This is a genomic window from Bradyrhizobium sp. USDA 4461 (assembly GCF_054055655.1).
The window spans coordinates 2,598,807-2,615,938 of record NZ_JBSRXM010000001.1; the positions used below are offsets into that span (position 1 = coordinate 2,598,807).

Annotated in this window: 13 protein-coding genes and 1 pseudogene; 8 read left to right on the plus strand and 6 right to left on the minus strand. The window is 65.0% G+C overall.

The annotated features are described in order from the left end of the window. From ACVINW_RS12175 to ccmA, 3 genes are all read right to left on the minus strand, one after another. On the minus strand, window positions 1-798 hold the full coding sequence (locus ACVINW_RS12175; protein ID WP_456751511.1) for a heme ABC transporter permease: 798 nt from the start codon (window positions 796-798) through the stop codon (window positions 1-3). Between the two features lie 64 nt (window positions 799-862). Next, window positions 863-1,531 (minus strand): heme exporter protein CcmB, encoded by a 669-nt coding sequence (ccmB, locus tag ACVINW_RS12180; RefSeq protein WP_456751512.1) that lies wholly within the window; start codon window positions 1,529-1,531, stop codon window positions 863-865. A gap of 316 nt (window positions 1,532-1,847) precedes the next feature. Further along, window positions 1,848-2,450 carry a heme ABC exporter ATP-binding protein CcmA gene (gene ccmA, locus ACVINW_RS12185; protein ID WP_456751513.1) on the minus strand — a complete coding sequence of 201 codons (603 nt, stop codon included), beginning with the start codon at window positions 2,448-2,450 and terminating at the stop codon, window positions 1,848-1,850. Between the two features lie 251 nt (window positions 2,451-2,701). On the opposite strand from ccmA, the gene acnA reads away from it, so the two are divergent. From acnA to ACVINW_RS12200, 3 genes are all read left to right on the plus strand, one after another. Next, on the plus strand, window positions 2,702-5,422 hold the full coding sequence (gene acnA / locus ACVINW_RS12190; protein WP_456751514.1) for an aconitate hydratase AcnA: 2,721 nt from the start codon (window positions 2,702-2,704) through the stop codon (window positions 5,420-5,422). Between the two features lie 228 nt (window positions 5,423-5,650). After that, window positions 5,651-6,412, plus strand: coding sequence for a DUF1223 domain-containing protein (locus ACVINW_RS12195; RefSeq protein WP_456751515.1), 762 nt, complete (start codon window positions 5,651-5,653; stop codon window positions 6,410-6,412). A 519-nt stretch (window positions 6,413-6,931) separates the two neighbouring features. After that, window positions 6,932-7,303, plus strand: coding sequence for a DUF2794 domain-containing protein (locus tag ACVINW_RS12200; protein ID WP_456751516.1), 372 nt, complete (start codon window positions 6,932-6,934; stop codon window positions 7,301-7,303). A gap of 183 nt (window positions 7,304-7,486) precedes the next feature. Here the strand turns inward: ACVINW_RS12200 and ACVINW_RS12205 are convergent, their stop codons facing one another. From ACVINW_RS12205 to ACVINW_RS12215, 3 genes are all read right to left on the minus strand, one after another. After that, window positions 7,487-8,278 carry a Bax inhibitor-1/YccA family protein gene (locus ACVINW_RS12205; RefSeq protein ID WP_021078796.1) on the minus strand — a complete coding sequence of 264 codons (792 nt, stop codon included), beginning with the start codon at window positions 8,276-8,278 and terminating at the stop codon, window positions 7,487-7,489. 233 nt (window positions 8,279-8,511) lie between these two features. Continuing rightward, window positions 8,512-11,109, minus strand: a complete 2,598-nt coding sequence (locus ACVINW_RS12210) for an ABC transporter permease (protein WP_456751517.1) — start codon at window positions 11,107-11,109, stop codon at window positions 8,512-8,514. Beyond that, complete coding sequence (locus tag ACVINW_RS12215) at window positions 11,106-11,825, minus strand: ABC transporter ATP-binding protein (RefSeq protein ID WP_456751518.1); 720 nt, start codon at window positions 11,823-11,825, stop codon at window positions 11,106-11,108. The genes ACVINW_RS12210 and ACVINW_RS12215 overlap by 4 nt, the downstream gene beginning before the upstream one ends. A 55-nt stretch (window positions 11,826-11,880) precedes the next feature. On the opposite strand from ACVINW_RS12215, the gene ACVINW_RS12220 reads away from it, so the two are divergent. From ACVINW_RS12220 to sucC, 5 genes and pseudogenes are all read left to right on the plus strand, one after another. Then, window positions 11,881-12,552, plus strand: coding sequence for an arylesterase (locus ACVINW_RS12220; RefSeq protein WP_456756378.1), 672 nt, complete (start codon window positions 11,881-11,883; stop codon window positions 12,550-12,552). A 167-nt stretch (window positions 12,553-12,719) separates the two neighbouring features. Continuing rightward, window positions 12,720-13,256: an RNA 2',3'-cyclic phosphodiesterase gene (gene thpR / locus ACVINW_RS12225; protein ID WP_456751519.1), complete on the plus strand. Its 537-nt coding sequence runs from the start codon at window positions 12,720-12,722 to the stop codon at window positions 13,254-13,256. 138 nt (window positions 13,257-13,394) lie between these two features. Further along, complete coding sequence (gene zapE, locus ACVINW_RS12230; RefSeq protein WP_456751520.1) at window positions 13,395-14,582, plus strand: cell division protein ZapE; 1,188 nt, start codon at window positions 13,395-13,397, stop codon at window positions 14,580-14,582. A 221-nt stretch (window positions 14,583-14,803) separates the two neighbouring features. Then, window positions 14,804-15,772, plus strand: a complete 969-nt coding sequence (gene mdh / locus ACVINW_RS12235; RefSeq protein ID WP_021078790.1) for a malate dehydrogenase — start codon at window positions 14,804-14,806, stop codon at window positions 15,770-15,772. Between the two features lie 160 nt (window positions 15,773-15,932). Continuing rightward, window positions 15,933-17,130 (plus strand): annotated as a pseudogene (gene sucC, locus ACVINW_RS12240) (ADP-forming succinate--CoA ligase subunit beta). Window positions 17,131-17,132: the final 2 nt, after the last annotated feature.

The window sequence follows — 17,132 nt, forward strand, 5'->3', positions numbered from 1 at the left end:
TCACGCCGCTCCCTTGGGCGCGCTTCCGTCGCGCGAGCCGGCACCTGCTTCGCTCGCGAACGAGACGCGGCTCGCCTGGATCATCTGCAGGCTGCGCACGCGCCGGCGCAGGATCTCGTTGCGCATCGCCGCCAGATGCAACGTGATGAACAGCAGTGAAAACGCGATCGCCATCACCAAAAGCGGCCACAGGAACGCCTTGTCGAGGGTCGGGCCGCCGGCGCGAAACACCGAGGCCGGCTGATGCAGCGTGTTCCACCAATCGACCGAGAATTTGATGATCGGAATGTTGATGGCGCCGACCAGGGTTAGCACCGCCGCCGCCCGTGCCGCGCGCGACGGGTCTTCGACCGCACGCCACAGCGCGATCAGGCCGAGATACATCAGGAATAGGATCAAGACCGAGGTCAGCCGCGCATCCCACTCCCAATAAGTGCCCCACATCGGCCGGCCCCACAGCGAGCCGGTGACGAGCGCCAGGAAGGTGAAGGCGGCGCCGATCGGGGCTGCGGCTTTCGCGGCGACGTCGGCCAGCGGATGGCGCCACACCAGGGTGCCGAGCGCAGCCACGCTCATGACGCCCCAGACGAACATCGACAGCCACGCATTCGGGACATGGATGAACATGATCTTGACCGTGGCGCCCTGCTGATAGTCGTCGGGCGCCATCGCCGACTGGTAGAGCCCGATCGCGAGCAGCAGCGCGGTCGCGCCGGCGAGCCACGGCAGGATGCGCGCGGTCAGTGCCAGAAACCTGGTCGGATTGGCAAGGTCGGTCAGCGTCTCGGTCAGCTTCATGGCACCCTGATAGTCGTCCGCTGTGAACGAGGCAATTGGCCGAATTCCCCTCGGCGAGATTTGATCAGTCCAGCCCGTGCCGGAGGCTCGCGGCAGCGGCAAACGGGCCGATCACGAGGCTCGCCAGCGACAGCGCGCACAGGATCGAGAACGGTGTTTCAAAGGGGAGGGGACCCGAGAGCGCCGCCTGCGAGGCCGCGACGCCGAAGATCAGCACCGGGATCGACAGCGGCAGCACCAGCACCGCCAGCAGCAGTCCGCCGCGATGCAGCGTCACCGCCAGGGCCGCGCCGATCATGCCAGTGAAAGTCAGCGCCGGTGTTCCCGCCAGCAGCGTGGCGGCAACCGCCAGCGTCGCCGTGCCGTCGAGATTGAGCAGCAAGCCGAGCACCGGGGTTGCGATGATCAGCGGCAGGCCGGCGGCAAGCCAATGCGCCAGCGCTTTGGCCGCGCAGGCGAGTTCCAGCGGCGTCCGGCTCATCACGATCAGGTCGAGCGAGCCGTCCTCGTGGTCGGCCGTGAACAGCCGGTCGAGGGTGAGCAGGCTCGCCAGCAGTGCGCCGAGCCAGAGGATGGCAGGGCCGAGCCGCGACAGCAGCGCCAAATCCGGCCCCACCGCGAACGGCATCAGCACCGTGACGGTGAGGAAGAACAGCACCCCGATCAGCGCACCGCCGCCGACACGCAGCGCGATCCGGATATCGCGGCGGATCAATGCGCCCAGCGCGGTCATGTAAGAAATCCACTCTGCAGGAAGCTCCCGAAATCTCGCCGCGTACTCGCTGCGCTCCCTCCCCCCTTGCGGGGGAGGGCGGGGGAGAGGGGTGGCCCCGGGCGAGAGGATTGTTGGGAGTGCTGCTTTCGCAATCTCGGCCGTGCGTCGTTGAAGCGCACATCGATAGAGTCCGTCGTGTGGCACCCCGCTCCATAGCCGAAGCTTTGCTTCGGCGTCCTTTCAGTCAACGGCCGCCAAAGGCGGCCTATGCCCTCGCCCGCAAGGGGGGAGGGAACGGAGAGACCGGAGCTCAGCGTTGAGAAGTACAGCGGGTTCATGTCGCGCCTCCCATCCGCAGGTCGCGCGCATCGATGCCGAGCGGCAGATGGGTCGCCGCGACGATCAGACCGCCGCTGGCGAGATGGTCGCGCATCAGGCCGACGAACAGCGTCTGTCCGGCGGCATCGAGCGCCGAGGTCGGCTCGTCCAGCAGCCAGACCGGCCGCCGCACCGAGAGCAGGCGGGCGATCGACAGGCGGCGGCGCTGGCCGGCGGAAAGATACGCCGCCGGCAGATGCGCGGCGTGGTCGAGCGCCACGGCGGCAAGGCAGCGGCCGGCATCCTGCGTCTCGCCGCCGAGGAATTCCCGCCAGAAGGAAAGATTTTCCGCAACACTCAGCGCCGGCTTAAGGGCGTCGCGGTGGCCGAGATAGTGGGCCTGCTCGGGCAGGCTGAGCTCGGCGTCGCCGCCTTCGAGCGCGACCGAACCCTCGGCCGGAACCAGGAGCCCGGCGAGCACGCGCAGCAGCGAGGTCTTGCCGGCGCCGTTGGGGCCGGTGATGGCGAGCGCCTCGCCGGCCGCAGCCGACAGGTCGAGGCCGGAAAACACCTCGCGTCCGCCGCGCACGCATTTCAGATTTCGTCCGGAGAGCTGCATGGTTTGTCTTGTCACAGCCCTCTGAAATCTTTCGCTACCGCGTGAGAATTTTTGGGTCGCGCAACGCTGTCGCACGCTTGTCGGTGTGGCGGTGCTTCTAGAAAGGTTCTATAAGCCCGGAACTTGATGCAGCACACACAATCGGCGGCCGCAAGCCATCCAGGCCATCCCTTGGCCCGTGTTGGTCGCCGGTGTTTAGTTACCCTCGTAGTTACCCCTGCCGGGTATAACTGAAAATTGGGATTCCTCGCATGACCTCGCTCGACAGCTTCAAATGCCGCAAGACCATGAAGGTCGGCGGCAAGTCCTACGTCTATTACAGCCTGCCCCAGGCAGAGAAGAACGGACTGAAGGGGATTTCGAAGCTGCCGTATTCGATGAAGGTTCTGCTGGAGAACCTGCTGCGCAACGAGGACGGCCGCACCGTCAAGAAGGACGACATCGTTGCGGTGTCGAAGTGGCTGAAGAAGCGCCAGCTCGAGCATGAAATCGCATTCCGTCCGGCGCGCGTGCTGATGCAGGACTTCACCGGCGTTCCGGCCGTGGTCGATCTCGCGGCGATGCGCAACGCGATGCAGAACCTCGGCGGCGATGCCGAGAAGATCAACCCGCTGGTGCCGGTCGATCTCGTGATCGATCACTCGGTGATCGTCAACTTCTTCGGTGACAACAAGGCGTTCGCGAAGAACGTCACCGAGGAATACAAGCAGAACCAGGAGCGCTACGAGTTCCTGAAGTGGGGCCAGAAGGCGTTCTCGAACTTCTCGGTGGTGCCGCCCGGCACCGGCATCTGCCACCAGGTCAATCTCGAATATCTCGCGCAGACGGTGTGGACCAAGAAGGAGAAGATGACGGTCGGCAAGAAGACCGGCACCTTCGAGGTCGCCTATCCGGACTCGCTCGTCGGCACCGATTCGCACACCACGATGGTCAACGGCCTCGCCGTGCTCGGCTGGGGCGTCGGCGGCATCGAGGCGGAAGCCTGCATGCTTGGCCAGCCGCTGTCGATGCTGCTGCCCGAGGTGGTCGGCTTCAAGCTCAAGGGCCAGCTCAAGGAAGGCGTCACCGCGACCGACCTGGTGCTGACCGTCACCCAGATGCTGCGCAAGCTCGGCGTGGTCGGCAAGTTCGTCGAGTTCTTCGGCCCCGGCCTCGACTATCTCTCGGTCGCGGACAAGGCGACCATCGGCAACATGGCGCCCGAATATGGCGCGACCTGCGGCTTCTTCCCGGTCGATGCCGCGACCATCGATTACCTGAAGACCTCCGGCCGCAAGGCTGATCGCGTCAAGCTGGTGCAGGCCTACGCCAAGGCGCAGGGCCTGTTCCGCACCGCCAAGTCGGCCGATCCGGTATTCACCACCACGCTGACGCTCGACCTCGCCGACGTCGTGCCGTCGATGGCCGGACCGAAGCGCCCCGAAGGCCGGATCGCGCTGCCGGCGGTGTCGACCGGTTTCGCGACCGCGCTGGTCAACGAGTACAAGAAGCCCGAGGGTGAATCGAAGCGCTTCGCGGTCGAGGGCCGCAACTTCGATCTCGGCCATGGCGATGTCGTGATCGCCGCAATCACCTCCTGCACCAACACCTCGAACCCGAGCGTGCTGATCGGCGCCGGCCTGCTCGCGCGCAAGGCGGCCGCCAAGGGCCTGAAGGCCAAGCCGTGGGTGAAGACCTCGCTCGCGCCGGGCAGCCAGGTGGTGGCGGAATATCTTGCCAATTCCGGCCTGCAGGCCGATCTCGACAAGGTCGGCTTCAACCTGGTCGGCTTCGGCTGCACGACCTGCATCGGCAATTCCGGGCCGCTGCCGGAAGACATCTCGAAGTCGATCAACGAGAATGGCATCGTCGCCGCCGCCGTGCTCTCCGGCAACCGCAACTTCGAAGGCCGCGTCTCGCCGGACGTGCAGGCGAACTACCTCGCCTCGCCGCCGCTGGTGGTCGCGCATGCGCTCGCCGGCACCGTGACCAAGGACCTCGCGGTCGAGCCGATCGGCATCGGCAAGGACGGCAAGCCGGTGTTCCTCAAGGACATCTGGCCGACCGCCAAGGAGATCAACGCCTTCATGAAGAAGTACGTCACCGCGACGATCTTCAAGAAGAAGTACGCCGACGTGTTCAAGGGCGATACCAACTGGCGCAAGATCAAGACCACCGAAAGCGAGACCTATCGCTGGAACATGGGTTCGACCTATGTGCAGAACCCGCCCTATTTCGAAGGGATGAAGAAGCAGCCGGATCCGGTCACCGACGTGGTCGACGCCCGCATCCTGGCGATGTTCGGCGATAAGATCACCACCGACCACATCTCGCCGGCCGGTTCGATCAAGCTGACCTCGCCCGCCGGCAAGTTCCTCAGCGAGCACCAGGTGCGCCCCGCCGACTTCAACCAGTACGGCACGCGGCGCGGCAACCATGAAGTGATGATGCGCGGCACCTTCGCCAACATCCGCATCAAGAACTTCATGCTGAAGGGCGCCGACGGCAATATTCCGGAAGGCGGCCTGACCAAGCACTGGCCGGACGGCGAGCAGATGTCGATCTACGACGCCGCGATGAAGTATCAGGCCGAGGGCGTGCCGCTGGTGGTGTTCGCCGGCGCCGAGTACGGCAACGGCTCGTCGCGCGACTGGGCCGCCAAGGGCACCCGCCTGCTCGGCGTGCGTGCGGTGATCTGCCAGAGCTTCGAGCGCATCCACCGCTCCAACCTGGTCGGCATGGGTGTGCTGCCGCTCACCTTCCAGGACGGCACGTCGTGGTCCTCGCTCGGCCTCAAGGGCGACGAGAAGGTCACGATCCGCGGCCTGCAGGGCGATCTCAAGCCGCGCCAGACGCTGACCGCCGAGATCGTCTCCGCCGACGGGGCCAAGAAGGATGTCCCGCTGCTCTGCCGCATCGATACGCTGGACGAGCTCGATTACTATCGCAACGGCGGCATCCTGCACTACGTGCTGCGCAAACTCGCGGCCTAAGGGCCGTTTGTTGGAGTCTGGTCTCCGCGCAAACCCCTCGCGTTTGCCGCGAGGGACCATGCCTCAACGCGGATTTGTGATCGGTGGCTCACCGCTTAGTGAGTAGCGACCAAAAAGAAGGCGGCCTATGAAAAGGCCGCTTTCTCGCGTTTTGGGGCACGCAAGTTCAGGGACAGACTTCATGCTCCGTACAATTACGGATGGAAATCATCACGACTGGTTCGCAGTATGACAGCGATGATGGCCTATAATTCTATCTCGCGATGGTCCAGTGCGCTCGGTATCTGCGCGATCGTCGCAATCATCCGCCCCGCTCACGCCGATCCGCGTGCTGTCGTCGAACTCTTCACCTCGCAGGGATGCTCGTCCTGCCCGCCCGCGGACAAGATCATCGGTGATCTTGCGAAGGACCCCAACGTCATCGCGCTCAGCATGCCGATCGACTACTGGGACTATCTCGGCTGGAAGGATACGCTGGCCGACTCCCGGTTCAGCGCGCGTCAGAAGGCCTATTCGCATATGCGCGGCGATCGCGATGTCTACACGCCGCAGGCCGTGATCAACGGCTCCGCGCATGTGATCGGCAGCGATCGCGCCGGCATCGAGAGCGCGATCAAGGATACCGAGAAGGGCGGCAGCGTGATGTCGGTGCCGGTGACGATGACGCTGACCGGCAAGCAGATCAACGTGTCGGTCGCGGCATCGAAGTCGCCCGCCGCATCGCGCGGCGAAGTCTGGATCTGCTCGATCTCGAAGTCGGTGCCGATCTCGATCGCGCGCGGCGAGAACCGCGGCCGCGAGATCACCTACCACAATGTGGTGCGCAACCTCCTCAAGGTCGGTGACTGGAACGGGTCGTCCGGGAGCTGGACGGTGCCGCTGGAGAACATCACGCGCGAGGGCGTCGATGCCGCGGCGGTGTACGTCCAGGACGGCAATCGCGACAAGCCGGGCCCGATGCTCGGCGCCGCGTTCACCTCGCTTCACTAAGCTTCACGGGGCGCGCTTGCGTCGCATGGTTTGTCGCGCAGCCGAGCGACAGCGAACGTGCATCCAGTGATGTGCTGAAAGGAAGGACGCGAGGCTTTGCGCCTGCGTCTCGATCGTGCGCTATGCCGTAGGTCCCAAAAACAAAAAGGACCAACTTTCGTTGGCCCAGTGTTGGGATTTGACTCCCCTGCGAACAGGCCCGATCCCGACGGCCCCGGGGGGCTGGGGGCTGAGGAATCCGGAACCGAAAGGACCGGGCCAACGCAGGATTTTATTTTCGCAAGGCAGCGGGGCGGGCGATTGGCGGAAGTGGGGCAGCAATATGATTCCGCTAACGTTCCCGTGACTCTCTGGTTTTTCGGACAATCCGTTGCGTCCAATAGTGGTTAAGGCCTGGTTGCGTTGCGAATGGCCCCTTGCAGGGCCCATCGCTTAGCGCAATCATGTCACTCTCGTGACGATCCCGAAGGGTGGACGGCATTCGGGTTCCGCCGTCACCGAGATGACAGGAGGCGCTCGATGAGTTTGATCTCGGAGGACACTGATCCGAGCGGGAGTCGCGCCGCGGCGCGTCCCGTCGCCGCGACCCCCCAGCCCAACCGCGTGACATTCAATCGACTTGAGCTCAACCGCATCCTCAATCTCTACGGCCGCATGGTCGCCGACGGCGAGTGGCGCGACTACGCGATCGACTTTCTGAAGGACCGCGCCGTGTTCTCGGTGTTCCGGCGTGCGTCGGAAATGCCGATCTACCGGATCGAGAAGGATCCCCGGCTGGCGCGCAAGCAAGGCATGTACAGCGTGATTTCGGCGACCGGTCTGATCCTGCGCCGTGGCCATGAACTCGAACGTGTGCTGCTCGCGATCGACCGCAAGCTGTCGCTGGTGTAGGCGTGGCAAGGCCGCGGCTTCGTAGCCCGGATGAAGCGGAGCGCAATCCGGGGCCGTTGTAACCGCGGATGGAGGAGTCCCGGATTGCGCTCCGCTCCATCCGGGCTACGCCATTCGGCCCGCCGAAAAGAAAAGCCCCGGCCAGATGGCCGGGGCTTCGATCGGTTGCCTTGCTCGAGGTGGTTAATCGCGCTGGCCGAGCAGCTGCAAGAGCAGCGTGAACAGGTTGATGAAGTTCAGGTAGAGCGACAGCGCACCCGTGATCGCCGCACGCTCTGCCATCACGCCACCCTGCGAGGCGTAACCGTAGATGTAGTCGTTCTTCAGCCGCTGGGTGTCCCAGGCGGTGAGGCCCGCGAACACCAGCACGCCGACCACCGAGACGATGAACTGCAGCGCCGAGCTCGCCAGGAACAGGTTGACCAGGCTCGCGATGATGATGCCGATCAGGCCCATGAACAGGAACGAGCCCATGCCGCTCATGTCACGCTTGGTGGTGTAGCCGTACAGGCTCAGCGCACCGAACGTCGCCGCGGTGATGAAGAACACGCGCACGATCGAGGTGTGCGTGTACACCAGGAAGATCGACGACAGCGACAGGCCCATCAGCGCCGAGAACACCCAGAACAGGAGCTGGGCGGTCGCGGGCTGCAAGCGGTTGATGCCGGCCGAGATGACGAACACCATCGCCAAGGGAGCGAGGATGAACAGCCACTTCAGCGGGCTCACGAACATCGCGTAGCCGAACTGCGTCAGATAGGCGTTGCCGAACTTGGCGACCGCGGCCGACTGGTCGGTGGTCACCGCGCCCATGTAGACGCCGAGCGCGGCCAGGCCGGTGATGGCAAGGCCGATGCTCATGTAGTTGTAGATGCGCAGCATGTAGGCGCGCAGACCGGCGTCGACGGCCGCAGCGTCAATGCGCCCGGCGGCCCGGCCGAAAGGAGAAGCGTAATTGCGGTCTAGGTCCGACATGGTCGAATTCCCGTGGTTGGTCCCGGTGGAGCGCAAGGGATTTGCGGCGCCGGTCGTAAATCTATCTCAGATGGCTCGGTTTGCGGAACATTAATTCCGTGTCATTCAGCCGGCCATCCGACCCGTTTGGTATGTGGGAAATTAACACATCCGACGCAAGCTTCCACGCGCGGCCGAATGTCGCTCTGGCCTAGCATGATAGGCAAAAACGGCGCTTTCGCCGCTACATATTGTCACAAATTCCGCAGCACCGAGGCCGGTTTCTGGTTCAGCGCGAGCAGCGTGCCGGCCAGCCCAAGCCCGACCGTGACGACCAGCGCGGCGAGCACGACCAGCGCGGCGCTGCCGGCCTGCCAGATGAAGCTCAGCGTCATCAGCCGCGTCACGATCAGCCAGGCCGCGACCGAACCGGCGATGACGCCGAAGATCGCGGTTGCAAAACCGATCATCAGATACTCCAGCGCGTAAGCGCCGAGCAATCGCGGCCGCGTCGCGCCGAGCGTCTTGAGGATCACGGCATCATAGACCCGGTGACGGTGCCCGGCCGCGAGCGCGCCGCCCAGCACCAGGATCGCCGAGATCAGCGTCACGGCGCTGGCGCCGCGGATCGCCAGCACGAGGTTGCTGACGACGCTGCCGACCGTCTCCAGCGCCTCGCGGACCCGCACGCTCGTCACCATCGGAAACGCATCGGCGACCTGCTTGATGATGCGCGCATCGTCGTCAGCGCCCGCCTGGGTCGAGCTTGCATGCGGCTCCGTCAGGGTGGCGACGTGGCTGTGCGGCGCGCCCTTGAAGGCGTTCGGCGAGAACACCAGCACGAAGTTGATGCCGAGGCCCTGCCAGTCGATGTTGCGCAGATTGGCGATCTTCGCCGGCACGTCGCGGCCGAGCACGTTGACCACGACCTCGTCGCCGATCTGCAGGGAGAGGCCGTCGGCGATCTTCTTCTCCATCGAGACCAGCGGAGGTCCGCTGTAGTCCGGGCCCCACCATTCGCCCTCGACGATCTTCGAGCCCTTGGGAATCTCGCCGGTATAGGTGAGGCCGCGGTCGCTTTGCAGCACCCATTCCGAATCGACCGACGACTTGAGCTGATCGGCCTTGACGCCGCGCGCGGCGACGATGCGCCCGCGCAGCATCGGCACGTCCTCGACGGTTGAGCCGGCGGCGATCTGACCCAGGAAGGCGGCAAAGCGGTCGGCCTCGGTGGAGGGGATGTCGATGAAGAAGAACGACGGCGCCCGCTCCGGCAGCGCGGCCAGGAATTGCCGGCGCAGATTGCCGTCGATCTGGGTGATGGTGACGAGCACCGCGAGCCCGAGCCCAAGCGACAGCACGACCGAAGGCGTCAGCGCGCCCGGCCGGTGGATGTTGGCGATCGCGAGCCGCAGCATGGTGATGCGGCTGCGCGGCAGCCGCCGCGCCACCGCCATCAGGATCTCGGCGATGCCGCGCAGCAGCAGGAACACTGCGATCGACGAGGCGACGAACACGGTGGCGACCCGCTTGTCATAGGCCAGCCCGATCGCAACGCCGATCAGCAATGCGATCACCACGGCCATCAGCGCGAGATAGCTCCAGCGCGGGCGATGCCACTCGCTGGTGACGGTTTCCCGGAACAGCGCGGCGACCGGCACGTCGTGGACCCTGCCGAGCGGCCACAGCCCGAACGCCAGCGCAGTGAGCTGGCCATAGATGAAGGAGAGCGCGAGCTCGTCGGGATGCAGCGCCGGCACCACCGGCAGCGGCAGCAGCTTGCCGAACAGGCCGACGATGACGAAAGGCAGCGCGGCGCCGAGCGCAAGCCCGATCACCGAGCCGATTCCGGCCAGCACCACGACCTGGGTGCAGTAGATCGTGAAGACGTCGCGGCCGGTGGCGCCGAGCGCCTTGAACGAGGCGATCACGTCGCGGCGGCGGTCGATATGGCTTTTCACTGCGTTGGCGACGCCGACGCCGCCGACCAGCAGGGCGGCAAGGCCGACCAGGGTCAGGAACTGGGTGAAGCGGTTGATGGTGCGTTCGAGCTGCGGCGAGGCGTTGCTGCGGCTGCGGACCTCCCAGCCGGCCTCCGGCGCCGCGGCCCGCGCGCCGTCGATCAGCGCGGTGGTGGCGCGATCGTCGTTGGCGCCGTCGGGCAGCTTCACCCGGTAGATCCAGCGTACCAGGCTGCCGGGTTGCAGCAGGTCGGTGGCGCGCAGGCTGGCTTCGCTGATCAGGAAGCGCGGACCGAGCCCGACGCCGCCGGCGAGCTTGTCGGGCTCGGCCGCCACCACGCTGCGGATCTGGTAGGTCGCGCTGCCGATGGTGACGCGGTCGCCGAGCTTGAGGTCGAGCCGCGCCAGCAAAGTCGAATCGGCAGCCGCGCCAAAAACGCCGTCGCGCTCGGCGAGCAGATCGGCGATAGGCATGCCGGGCTCGAGCGTCAGCTCGCCGAGCATCGGATATTTGCCGTCGACCGCCTTGAGCTCGACCAGCGCCAGCTTGCCGTCGCCACTGCGGGCCATCGCGCGCAGCGTGGCCGCAACCGAGACCTCGCCGCGGGTGCGCAGATACGCGACTTCGTCGGGCTTGGCCTCGCGCGAGATCAGCGAGAACGCGACGTCGCCGCCGAGCAGCGTGCGGCCCTCGCGCGACAGGCCGTCGCCGAGGCTCGCGGCGACCGAGCCGACACCGGCGATCGCCATCACGCCGAGCGCGATGCAGGCGATGAAGACATAGAACCCGCGCAGGCCGCCGCGCAGTTCGCGCAGCGCATAACGGAAGGCAAGCGACGACGCGCGGCCCTGGGTACGGACTTGCACCGCGACGTCGGACGCAATGCTCATGTGGCGGATTGTCCGTCGATGCGGCCGGAGCGCAGCCGCACCACGCGATCGCAGCGCTGCGCGAGCGCGAGGTCATGCGTCACCAGCACCAACGTCATGCCGCGCTCGGCGTGCTTGGTGAACAGCAGATCGACGATCTGCTTGCCCGTCGCCTCGTCGAGATTTCCGGTCGGCTCGTCGGCGACCAGGATCGCGGGATCCGGCGCCAGCGCGCGCGCGATCGCGACGCGCTGCTGCTCGCCGCCGGAGAGCTGCGTCGGATAGTGATGCAGCCGTTCGCCGAGCCCGACCGATTGCAGCTCCTGCGCGGCGCGCGCAGCCGCATCGGGATTGCCGGCAAGTTCGAGCGGCACCGCGACATTCTCCAGCGCCGTCATGGTCGGGATCAGATGGAACGACTGGAACACGATGCCGACCTGGCGGCCGCGGAAGCGCGCCAGCGCATCTTCATCGAGGGCATTGAACGAGGTGCCGTCGACGACCACTTCTCCGCTGTCAGGACGTTCAAGCCCCGCCATCACCATCAGCAAGGTCGACTTGCCCGAGCCCGACGGGCCGATCAGGCCGATCGCCTCGCCCGCTGCCACACGAAGGCTGATATCTTTCAGGATATGAACCCGTGCCGCGCCGGTGCCGAGCGAGAGATTGACGTTCCTGACGGCAATGGTGTCCGGCTCGACGTCGGTCAGTGAAGAGGATGCGATGAGACTGTCCATGGTTCGGTCATATGGCACTTCCGCAGCTGCGGTCGAGGGCCGGTTGAGAATTGTCGTGCACATACTCGTGTTGCTTATGGGCTTGATGACGGCGGCAAGCGCGCAGACGCCGGGATCTGGGGACGGAGCCGACAAAGGCCCGGCGCAAGGCTCCGTGAAACCGATCAAGATGGTGGTCCTGGGCGATTCCCTGAGCGCCGGTTACGGTCTCCCGGGCCCGGCGGCATTTCCGGTTCGGCTGCAAAAAGCCTTGGAAGCCAAGGGGATAAAGGTCGATATGACCAATGCGGGGGTGTCCGGCGATACCGCCTCCGGCGGCCGCGAGCGGCTCGACTGGTCGGTCGCCGATGGAACCGATGCGGTGATCGTCGAACTCGGTGCCAATGATGCCCTGCGCGGCATCGATCCCGCGGTGACGCGTGCCGCGCTCTCCGACATCATCACAAAGTTGCAGGCGCGCAAGATTGCCGTGCTCTTGTGCGGCATGCTTGCGCCGCCGAACTATGGCAGTGAGTATGCAGCGAAGTTCAACGCGATCTATCCGGATTTGGCGAAATCCCTCGGCGTACCGCTTTATCCGTTCTTCCTCGATGGCGTTGCTGCTAATCAGAAGTTCAACCAGGCCGACGGCATGCATCCGACGGCGGAAGGTGTGGACATCGTTGTGAAGAATATCCTGCCCACGGTGGAGGCACTTCTCGGCGCATTATCCGGGCAACGCAGTTGAAACGCAGGCAGTGCGCCGTGTCGGGTCCGTAGGTTTACGAGCTGTTAACGGGTCATGCTTCGCAGAGTCACATATCTCGGGTACAAATAGGCATCGGTGATTCGTCGCCGGGCTTGTTACAGGGTGCGGGCTCCCAAAACCCGCGCCAAGCATCGAGGATTAAAGCGATGCCGCGTCTGTTCACTGGTCTGGAAATTCCGGCCGATATCGGCCAATCCCTCTCCAGCTTGCGTGGTGGCCTTCCCGGCGCTCGCTGGATCGATCCCGAAAATTATCACGTCACCCTGCGCTTCATCGGCGATATCGACGGCCTCTGGGCCAACGAGATCGCGACGATGCTGTTTCGGGTGAACCGCAAACCGTTCGAGGTCAAATTGCAGGGCCTGTCGAGCTTCGGCGGACGCAAGCCGCGCGCGGTGGTTGCCGCCGTCGAGCCCAGCCGGCCGTTGATCGAACTGCAAGCCGAGCTCGAGCGGATGATGCAGCGGATGGGGCTCGATCCCGAGGGCAGGAAATTCACGCCACATGTCACGCTCGCGCGTCTGCATGATGCATCGAGCCGGGACGTCGCGGACTATCTGTCGGTGCGCGGCTACTTCCCGAGCCGCAGCTTCATGGCGGACCGCTTCGTGCTGTTCTCGTCGCGCGCGTCGACAGGCGGCGGCCCTTACGTGGTCGAGGATTCCTACGACCTCTGCGCGTAAGGGCTCGCAGATCGTGGTGCCAGGCACCTGGCAAGGCCGTGTGGCCGGCCGTGGTATGCAAGGGTTCGCGCTTGCATACCCCAATGGCACAATTCACGGCTTGCAATTTGTCGCGCAGTAGGGCCGTAAGGTGGGCCCATGCTGTCCACCTCGCCCAGTTCCTTTCTCGAGCACTACAAAGCCCTGGTCGCCTCCGGCGCGATCGAGGCTGATCCCGCGCAGGCCCGCGCTGCCGATGCGTTCGGCGCGCTGGAGGAGCGGCTCGCGAGCTACAAGCCGCAGCGCAAGCAGGGCCTGTTCGGCCGGCTGTTCGGCGGCGACAAGGACGACAAGCCGCCGCGCGGTCTCTACGTCCATGGCGAGGTCGGCCGCGGCAAGACCATGCTGATGGATCTGTTCTTCCAGCAGAGCCCGGTCGAGCACAAGCGCCGCGCGCATTTCCACGAATTCATGGCCGAGGCACATGAGCGGATCTACGGCTATCGTCAGCAGATCGCGCGCGGCGAGATTGCAGACGGCGACGTGATCGCGCTCACCGCGCAGGCGATCTTCGACGAGGCCTGGCTGCTCTGCTTCGACGAATTCCACGTCACCGACATCGCGGACGCGATGATCCTCGGGCGGCTGTTCGCGAGGCTGTTCGATCTCGGCACCGTCGTGGTCGCGACCTCGAACGTCGCGCCTGAGGATCTCTACAAGGGCGGCCTCAATCGCGCGCTGTTCCTGCCGTTCATCGCGCAGATCTCCGACCATATGGACGTGCTGCGGCTCGATGCGCGCACCGATTTCCGGCTGGAAAAACTGTTCGGCGTCAAGATGTGGCTGGTGCCGGCGGATCAAGCCGCCGATGCCGAGCTCGACGCGGCCTGGCGCAAGATGACCGGCAATGCGCCGTGCAAGGCGCGCGACATCGCGATCAAGGGACGTGTGCTGCACGTGCCGTGCTCGTCGCACGGCGTCGCGCGGTTCAGCTTTGCCGAGATCTGCGAGAAGCCGCTTGCCGCCTCCGACTATCTGAGGCTGGCGCACGACTACCACACCATCCTGATCGACCACGTTCCGGTGATGGACTACGCCGAGCGCAACGCCGCCAAGCGCTTCATCTCGCTGATCGACACGCTCTATGACAATGCCGTGAAGCTGATGGCCTCGGCGGCAGCCGATCCGGTGTCGCTGTACCTTGCCGACGACGGCGTCGAGGCGATGGAGTTCAAGCGCACGGCCTCGCGCCTGATCGAAATGAGCTCGGAATCCTATTTGGCGCTGCCGCACGGCCGGAAGGATTCTTCCGCAAGCGGCGCGACGACCGGGCTGGTCGAGACCTGAAATCCAGCTCGAAATTCGCTCTTGCGCGTGGCCCGGTTCGGAGCAACTTTTCGTGTCTCCGGGAGGATGCTGCTGGCATGCCTGATCGAATTGCAGGCAGGGTCCGCAATCGGGGCAGGCCCGCGACTTGCAGGCCGACTTGAATGGATCATTCGAAAGGGATAACCACCCTTGCAACCGACTTCCCTCCCTCCTGCACCAGTTCAAAGGACTGATTTCCCATGGCACGCGACAAGATTGCACTGATTGGCTCCGGACAGATCGGCGGAACGCTGGCGCACCTCGTCGGCCTCAAGGAGCTCGGAGACGTCGTGCTGTTCGATATCGCCGAGGGCGTGCCGCAGGGCAAGGCACTCGACATCGCGCAGTCGTCGCCGGTCGACGGCTTCGACTCCAACCTGGTCGGCGCCAATTCCTATGAAGCGCTCGACGGCGCCAAGGTCTGCATCGTCACCGCCGGCGTGCCGCGCAAGCCCGGCATGAGCCGCGACGATCTCCTCTCGATCAACCTCAAGGTCATGGAGCAGGTCGGCGCCGGCATCAAGAAGTACGCGCCGGACGCCTTCGTCATCTGCATCACCAACCCGCTGGACGCGATGGTCTGGGCGTTGCAGAAGGCCTCGGGCCTGCCGCACAAGAAGGTGGTCGGCATGGCCGGCGTGCTCGACTCCGCGCGCTTCCGCTATTTCCTGGCCGACGAATTCAACGTCTCGGTCGAAGACGTCACCGCCTTCGTGCTCGGCGGCCACGGCGACACCATGGTGCCGCTGACCCGCTACTCGACGGTTGCCGGCATTCCGCTGCCCGACCTCGTCAAGATGGGCTGGACCTCGCAGGCGCGCATCGACGAGATCGTCGACCGCACCCGCAACGGCGGCGCCGAGATCGTCAATCTGCTCAAGACCGGTTCGGCCTTCTACGCGCCGGCCGCATCCGCGATCGCGATGGCCGAGAGCTATCTGAAGGACAAGAAGCGCGTGCTGCCCTGCGCCGCCTATCTCAACGGCGAGTACGGCGTGAAGGACATGTATGTCGGCGTGCCCACCGTGATCGGCTCCAAGGGTGTCGAGCGCGTCGTCGAGATCGAGCTTGCCGGCAAGGACCGCGAAGCGTTCGACAAGTCGGTCGGCGCGGTGCAGGGCCTGGTCGACGCCTGCAAGAAGATCGCGCCCGATCTGCTCGGCAAGTAATCGCGTTCGGCAATCGCCCGATAGGCGATTTCGATCGCCTGTCGGGCGCAAGGTGATGAAATTCCGGCGGATTTTGTAGTTGCGCGCGCTTTGGTATATGGTATGCCAGCGTCAAGTCTGACGCGAAGTTCGGCGCACGAGGGTTTGGGAGCCTCTTTCCATGAATATCCATGAATACCAGGCCAAGGCACTGCTGCACGAATTCGGCGTGCCGATCTCGCGTGGCGTCGCGGTGCTGAAGCCGGAAGACGCCGACGCGGCGGCCAAGCAGCTCCCCGGCCCGATCTGGGTGGTGAAGAGCCAGATCCATGCCGGCGGCCGCGGCAAGGGCAAGTTCAAGGAAGCATCCGCCGGCGACAAGGGCGGCGTCCGCATCGCCAAATCGGTCGCCGAGGTCGACGAATTCGCCAAGCAGATGCTCGGGCGCGACGCTGGTCACGGTGCAGACCGGCCCGCACGGCAAGCAGGTCAACCGCCTCTACATCGAGGAAGGCTCCGACATCGACAAGGAGTTCTACCTCTCGATCCTGGTCAATCGCGAGACCTCGGAAATCTCCTTCGTGGTGTCGACCGAAGGCGGCGTCAACATCGAGGACGTCGCGCATTCGACCCCGGAAAAGATCATCTCCTTCTCGGTCGATCCCGCCACCGGGATCATGCCGCACCACGGCCGCACCGTCGCCGAGGCGCTGAAGCTGAAGGGCGATCTCGCCAAGCAGGCCGAGAAGCTGACGGCCCAGCTCTATAATGCCTTCGTCGCCAAGGATATGGCGATGCTCGAGATCAATCCGCTCGTCGTCACCAAGCAGAGCCAGCTCCGCGTGCTCGACGCCAAGGTGTCGTTCGACAGCAACGCGCTGTACCGCCACCCGGACGTGGTCGCGCTGCGCGACGAGACCGAGGAAGACGCCAAGGAGATCGAGGCGTCGAAATACGACCTCAACTACGTCGCGCTCGACGGTACGATCGGCTGCATGGTCAACGGCGCCGGCCTCGCCATGGCGACGATGGACATCATCAAGCTGTACGGCATGGAGCCGGCGAACTTCCTCGACGTCGGCGGCGGCGCCAGCGTCGAGAAGGTCGCAGCCGCCTTCAAGATCATCACCGCCGATCCGAACGTGAAGGGCATCCTGGTCAACATCTTCGGCGGCATCATGAAGTGCGACGTGATCGCCGAGGGCGTGGTCGCCGCGGTGAAGCAGGTCGGCCTCAAGGTGCCGCTGGTGGTGCGTCTTGAAGGCACCAATGTCGAGCTCGGCAAGAAGATCATCCGCGACAGCGGTCTCAATGTCCTGGCTGCCGACAATCTCGACGACGCCGCGCAGAAGATCGTGAAAGCCGTCAAGGGAGGCTAACG

Bases quoted from the DNA above. Each gene is read 5' to 3' on its own strand.
- ACVINW_RS12175 (WP_456751511.1), bottom strand. From the start codon at position 798: ATGAAGCTGACCGAGACGCTGACCGACCTTGCCAATCCGACCAGGTTT.
- ccmB (WP_456751512.1), bottom strand. From the start codon at position 1,531: ATGACCGCGCTGGGCGCATTGATCCGCCGCGATATCCGGATCGCGCTG.
- ccmA (WP_456751513.1), bottom strand. From the start codon at position 2,450: ATGCAGCTCTCCGGACGAAATCTGAAATGCGTGCGCGGCGGACGCGAG.
- acnA (WP_456751514.1), top strand. From the start codon at position 2,702: ATGACCTCGCTCGACAGCTTCAAATGCCGCAAGACCATGAAGGTCGGC.
- ACVINW_RS12195 (WP_456751515.1), top strand. From the start codon at position 5,651: ATGACAGCGATGATGGCCTATAATTCTATCTCGCGATGGTCCAGTGCG.
- ACVINW_RS12200 (WP_456751516.1), top strand. From the start codon at position 6,932: ATGAGTTTGATCTCGGAGGACACTGATCCGAGCGGGAGTCGCGCCGCG.
- ACVINW_RS12205 (WP_021078796.1), bottom strand. From the start codon at position 8,278: ATGTCGGACCTAGACCGCAATTACGCTTCTCCTTTCGGCCGGGCCGCC.
- ACVINW_RS12210 (WP_456751517.1), bottom strand. From the start codon at position 11,109: ATGAGCATTGCGTCCGACGTCGCGGTGCAAGTCCGTACCCAGGGCCGC.
- ACVINW_RS12215 (WP_456751518.1), bottom strand. From the start codon at position 11,825: ATGGACAGTCTCATCGCATCCTCTTCACTGACCGACGTCGAGCCGGAC.
- thpR (WP_456751519.1), top strand. From the start codon at position 12,720: ATGCCGCGTCTGTTCACTGGTCTGGAAATTCCGGCCGATATCGGCCAA.
- zapE (WP_456751520.1), top strand. From the start codon at position 13,395: ATGCTGTCCACCTCGCCCAGTTCCTTTCTCGAGCACTACAAAGCCCTG.
- mdh (WP_021078790.1), top strand. From the start codon at position 14,804: ATGGCACGCGACAAGATTGCACTGATTGGCTCCGGACAGATCGGCGGA.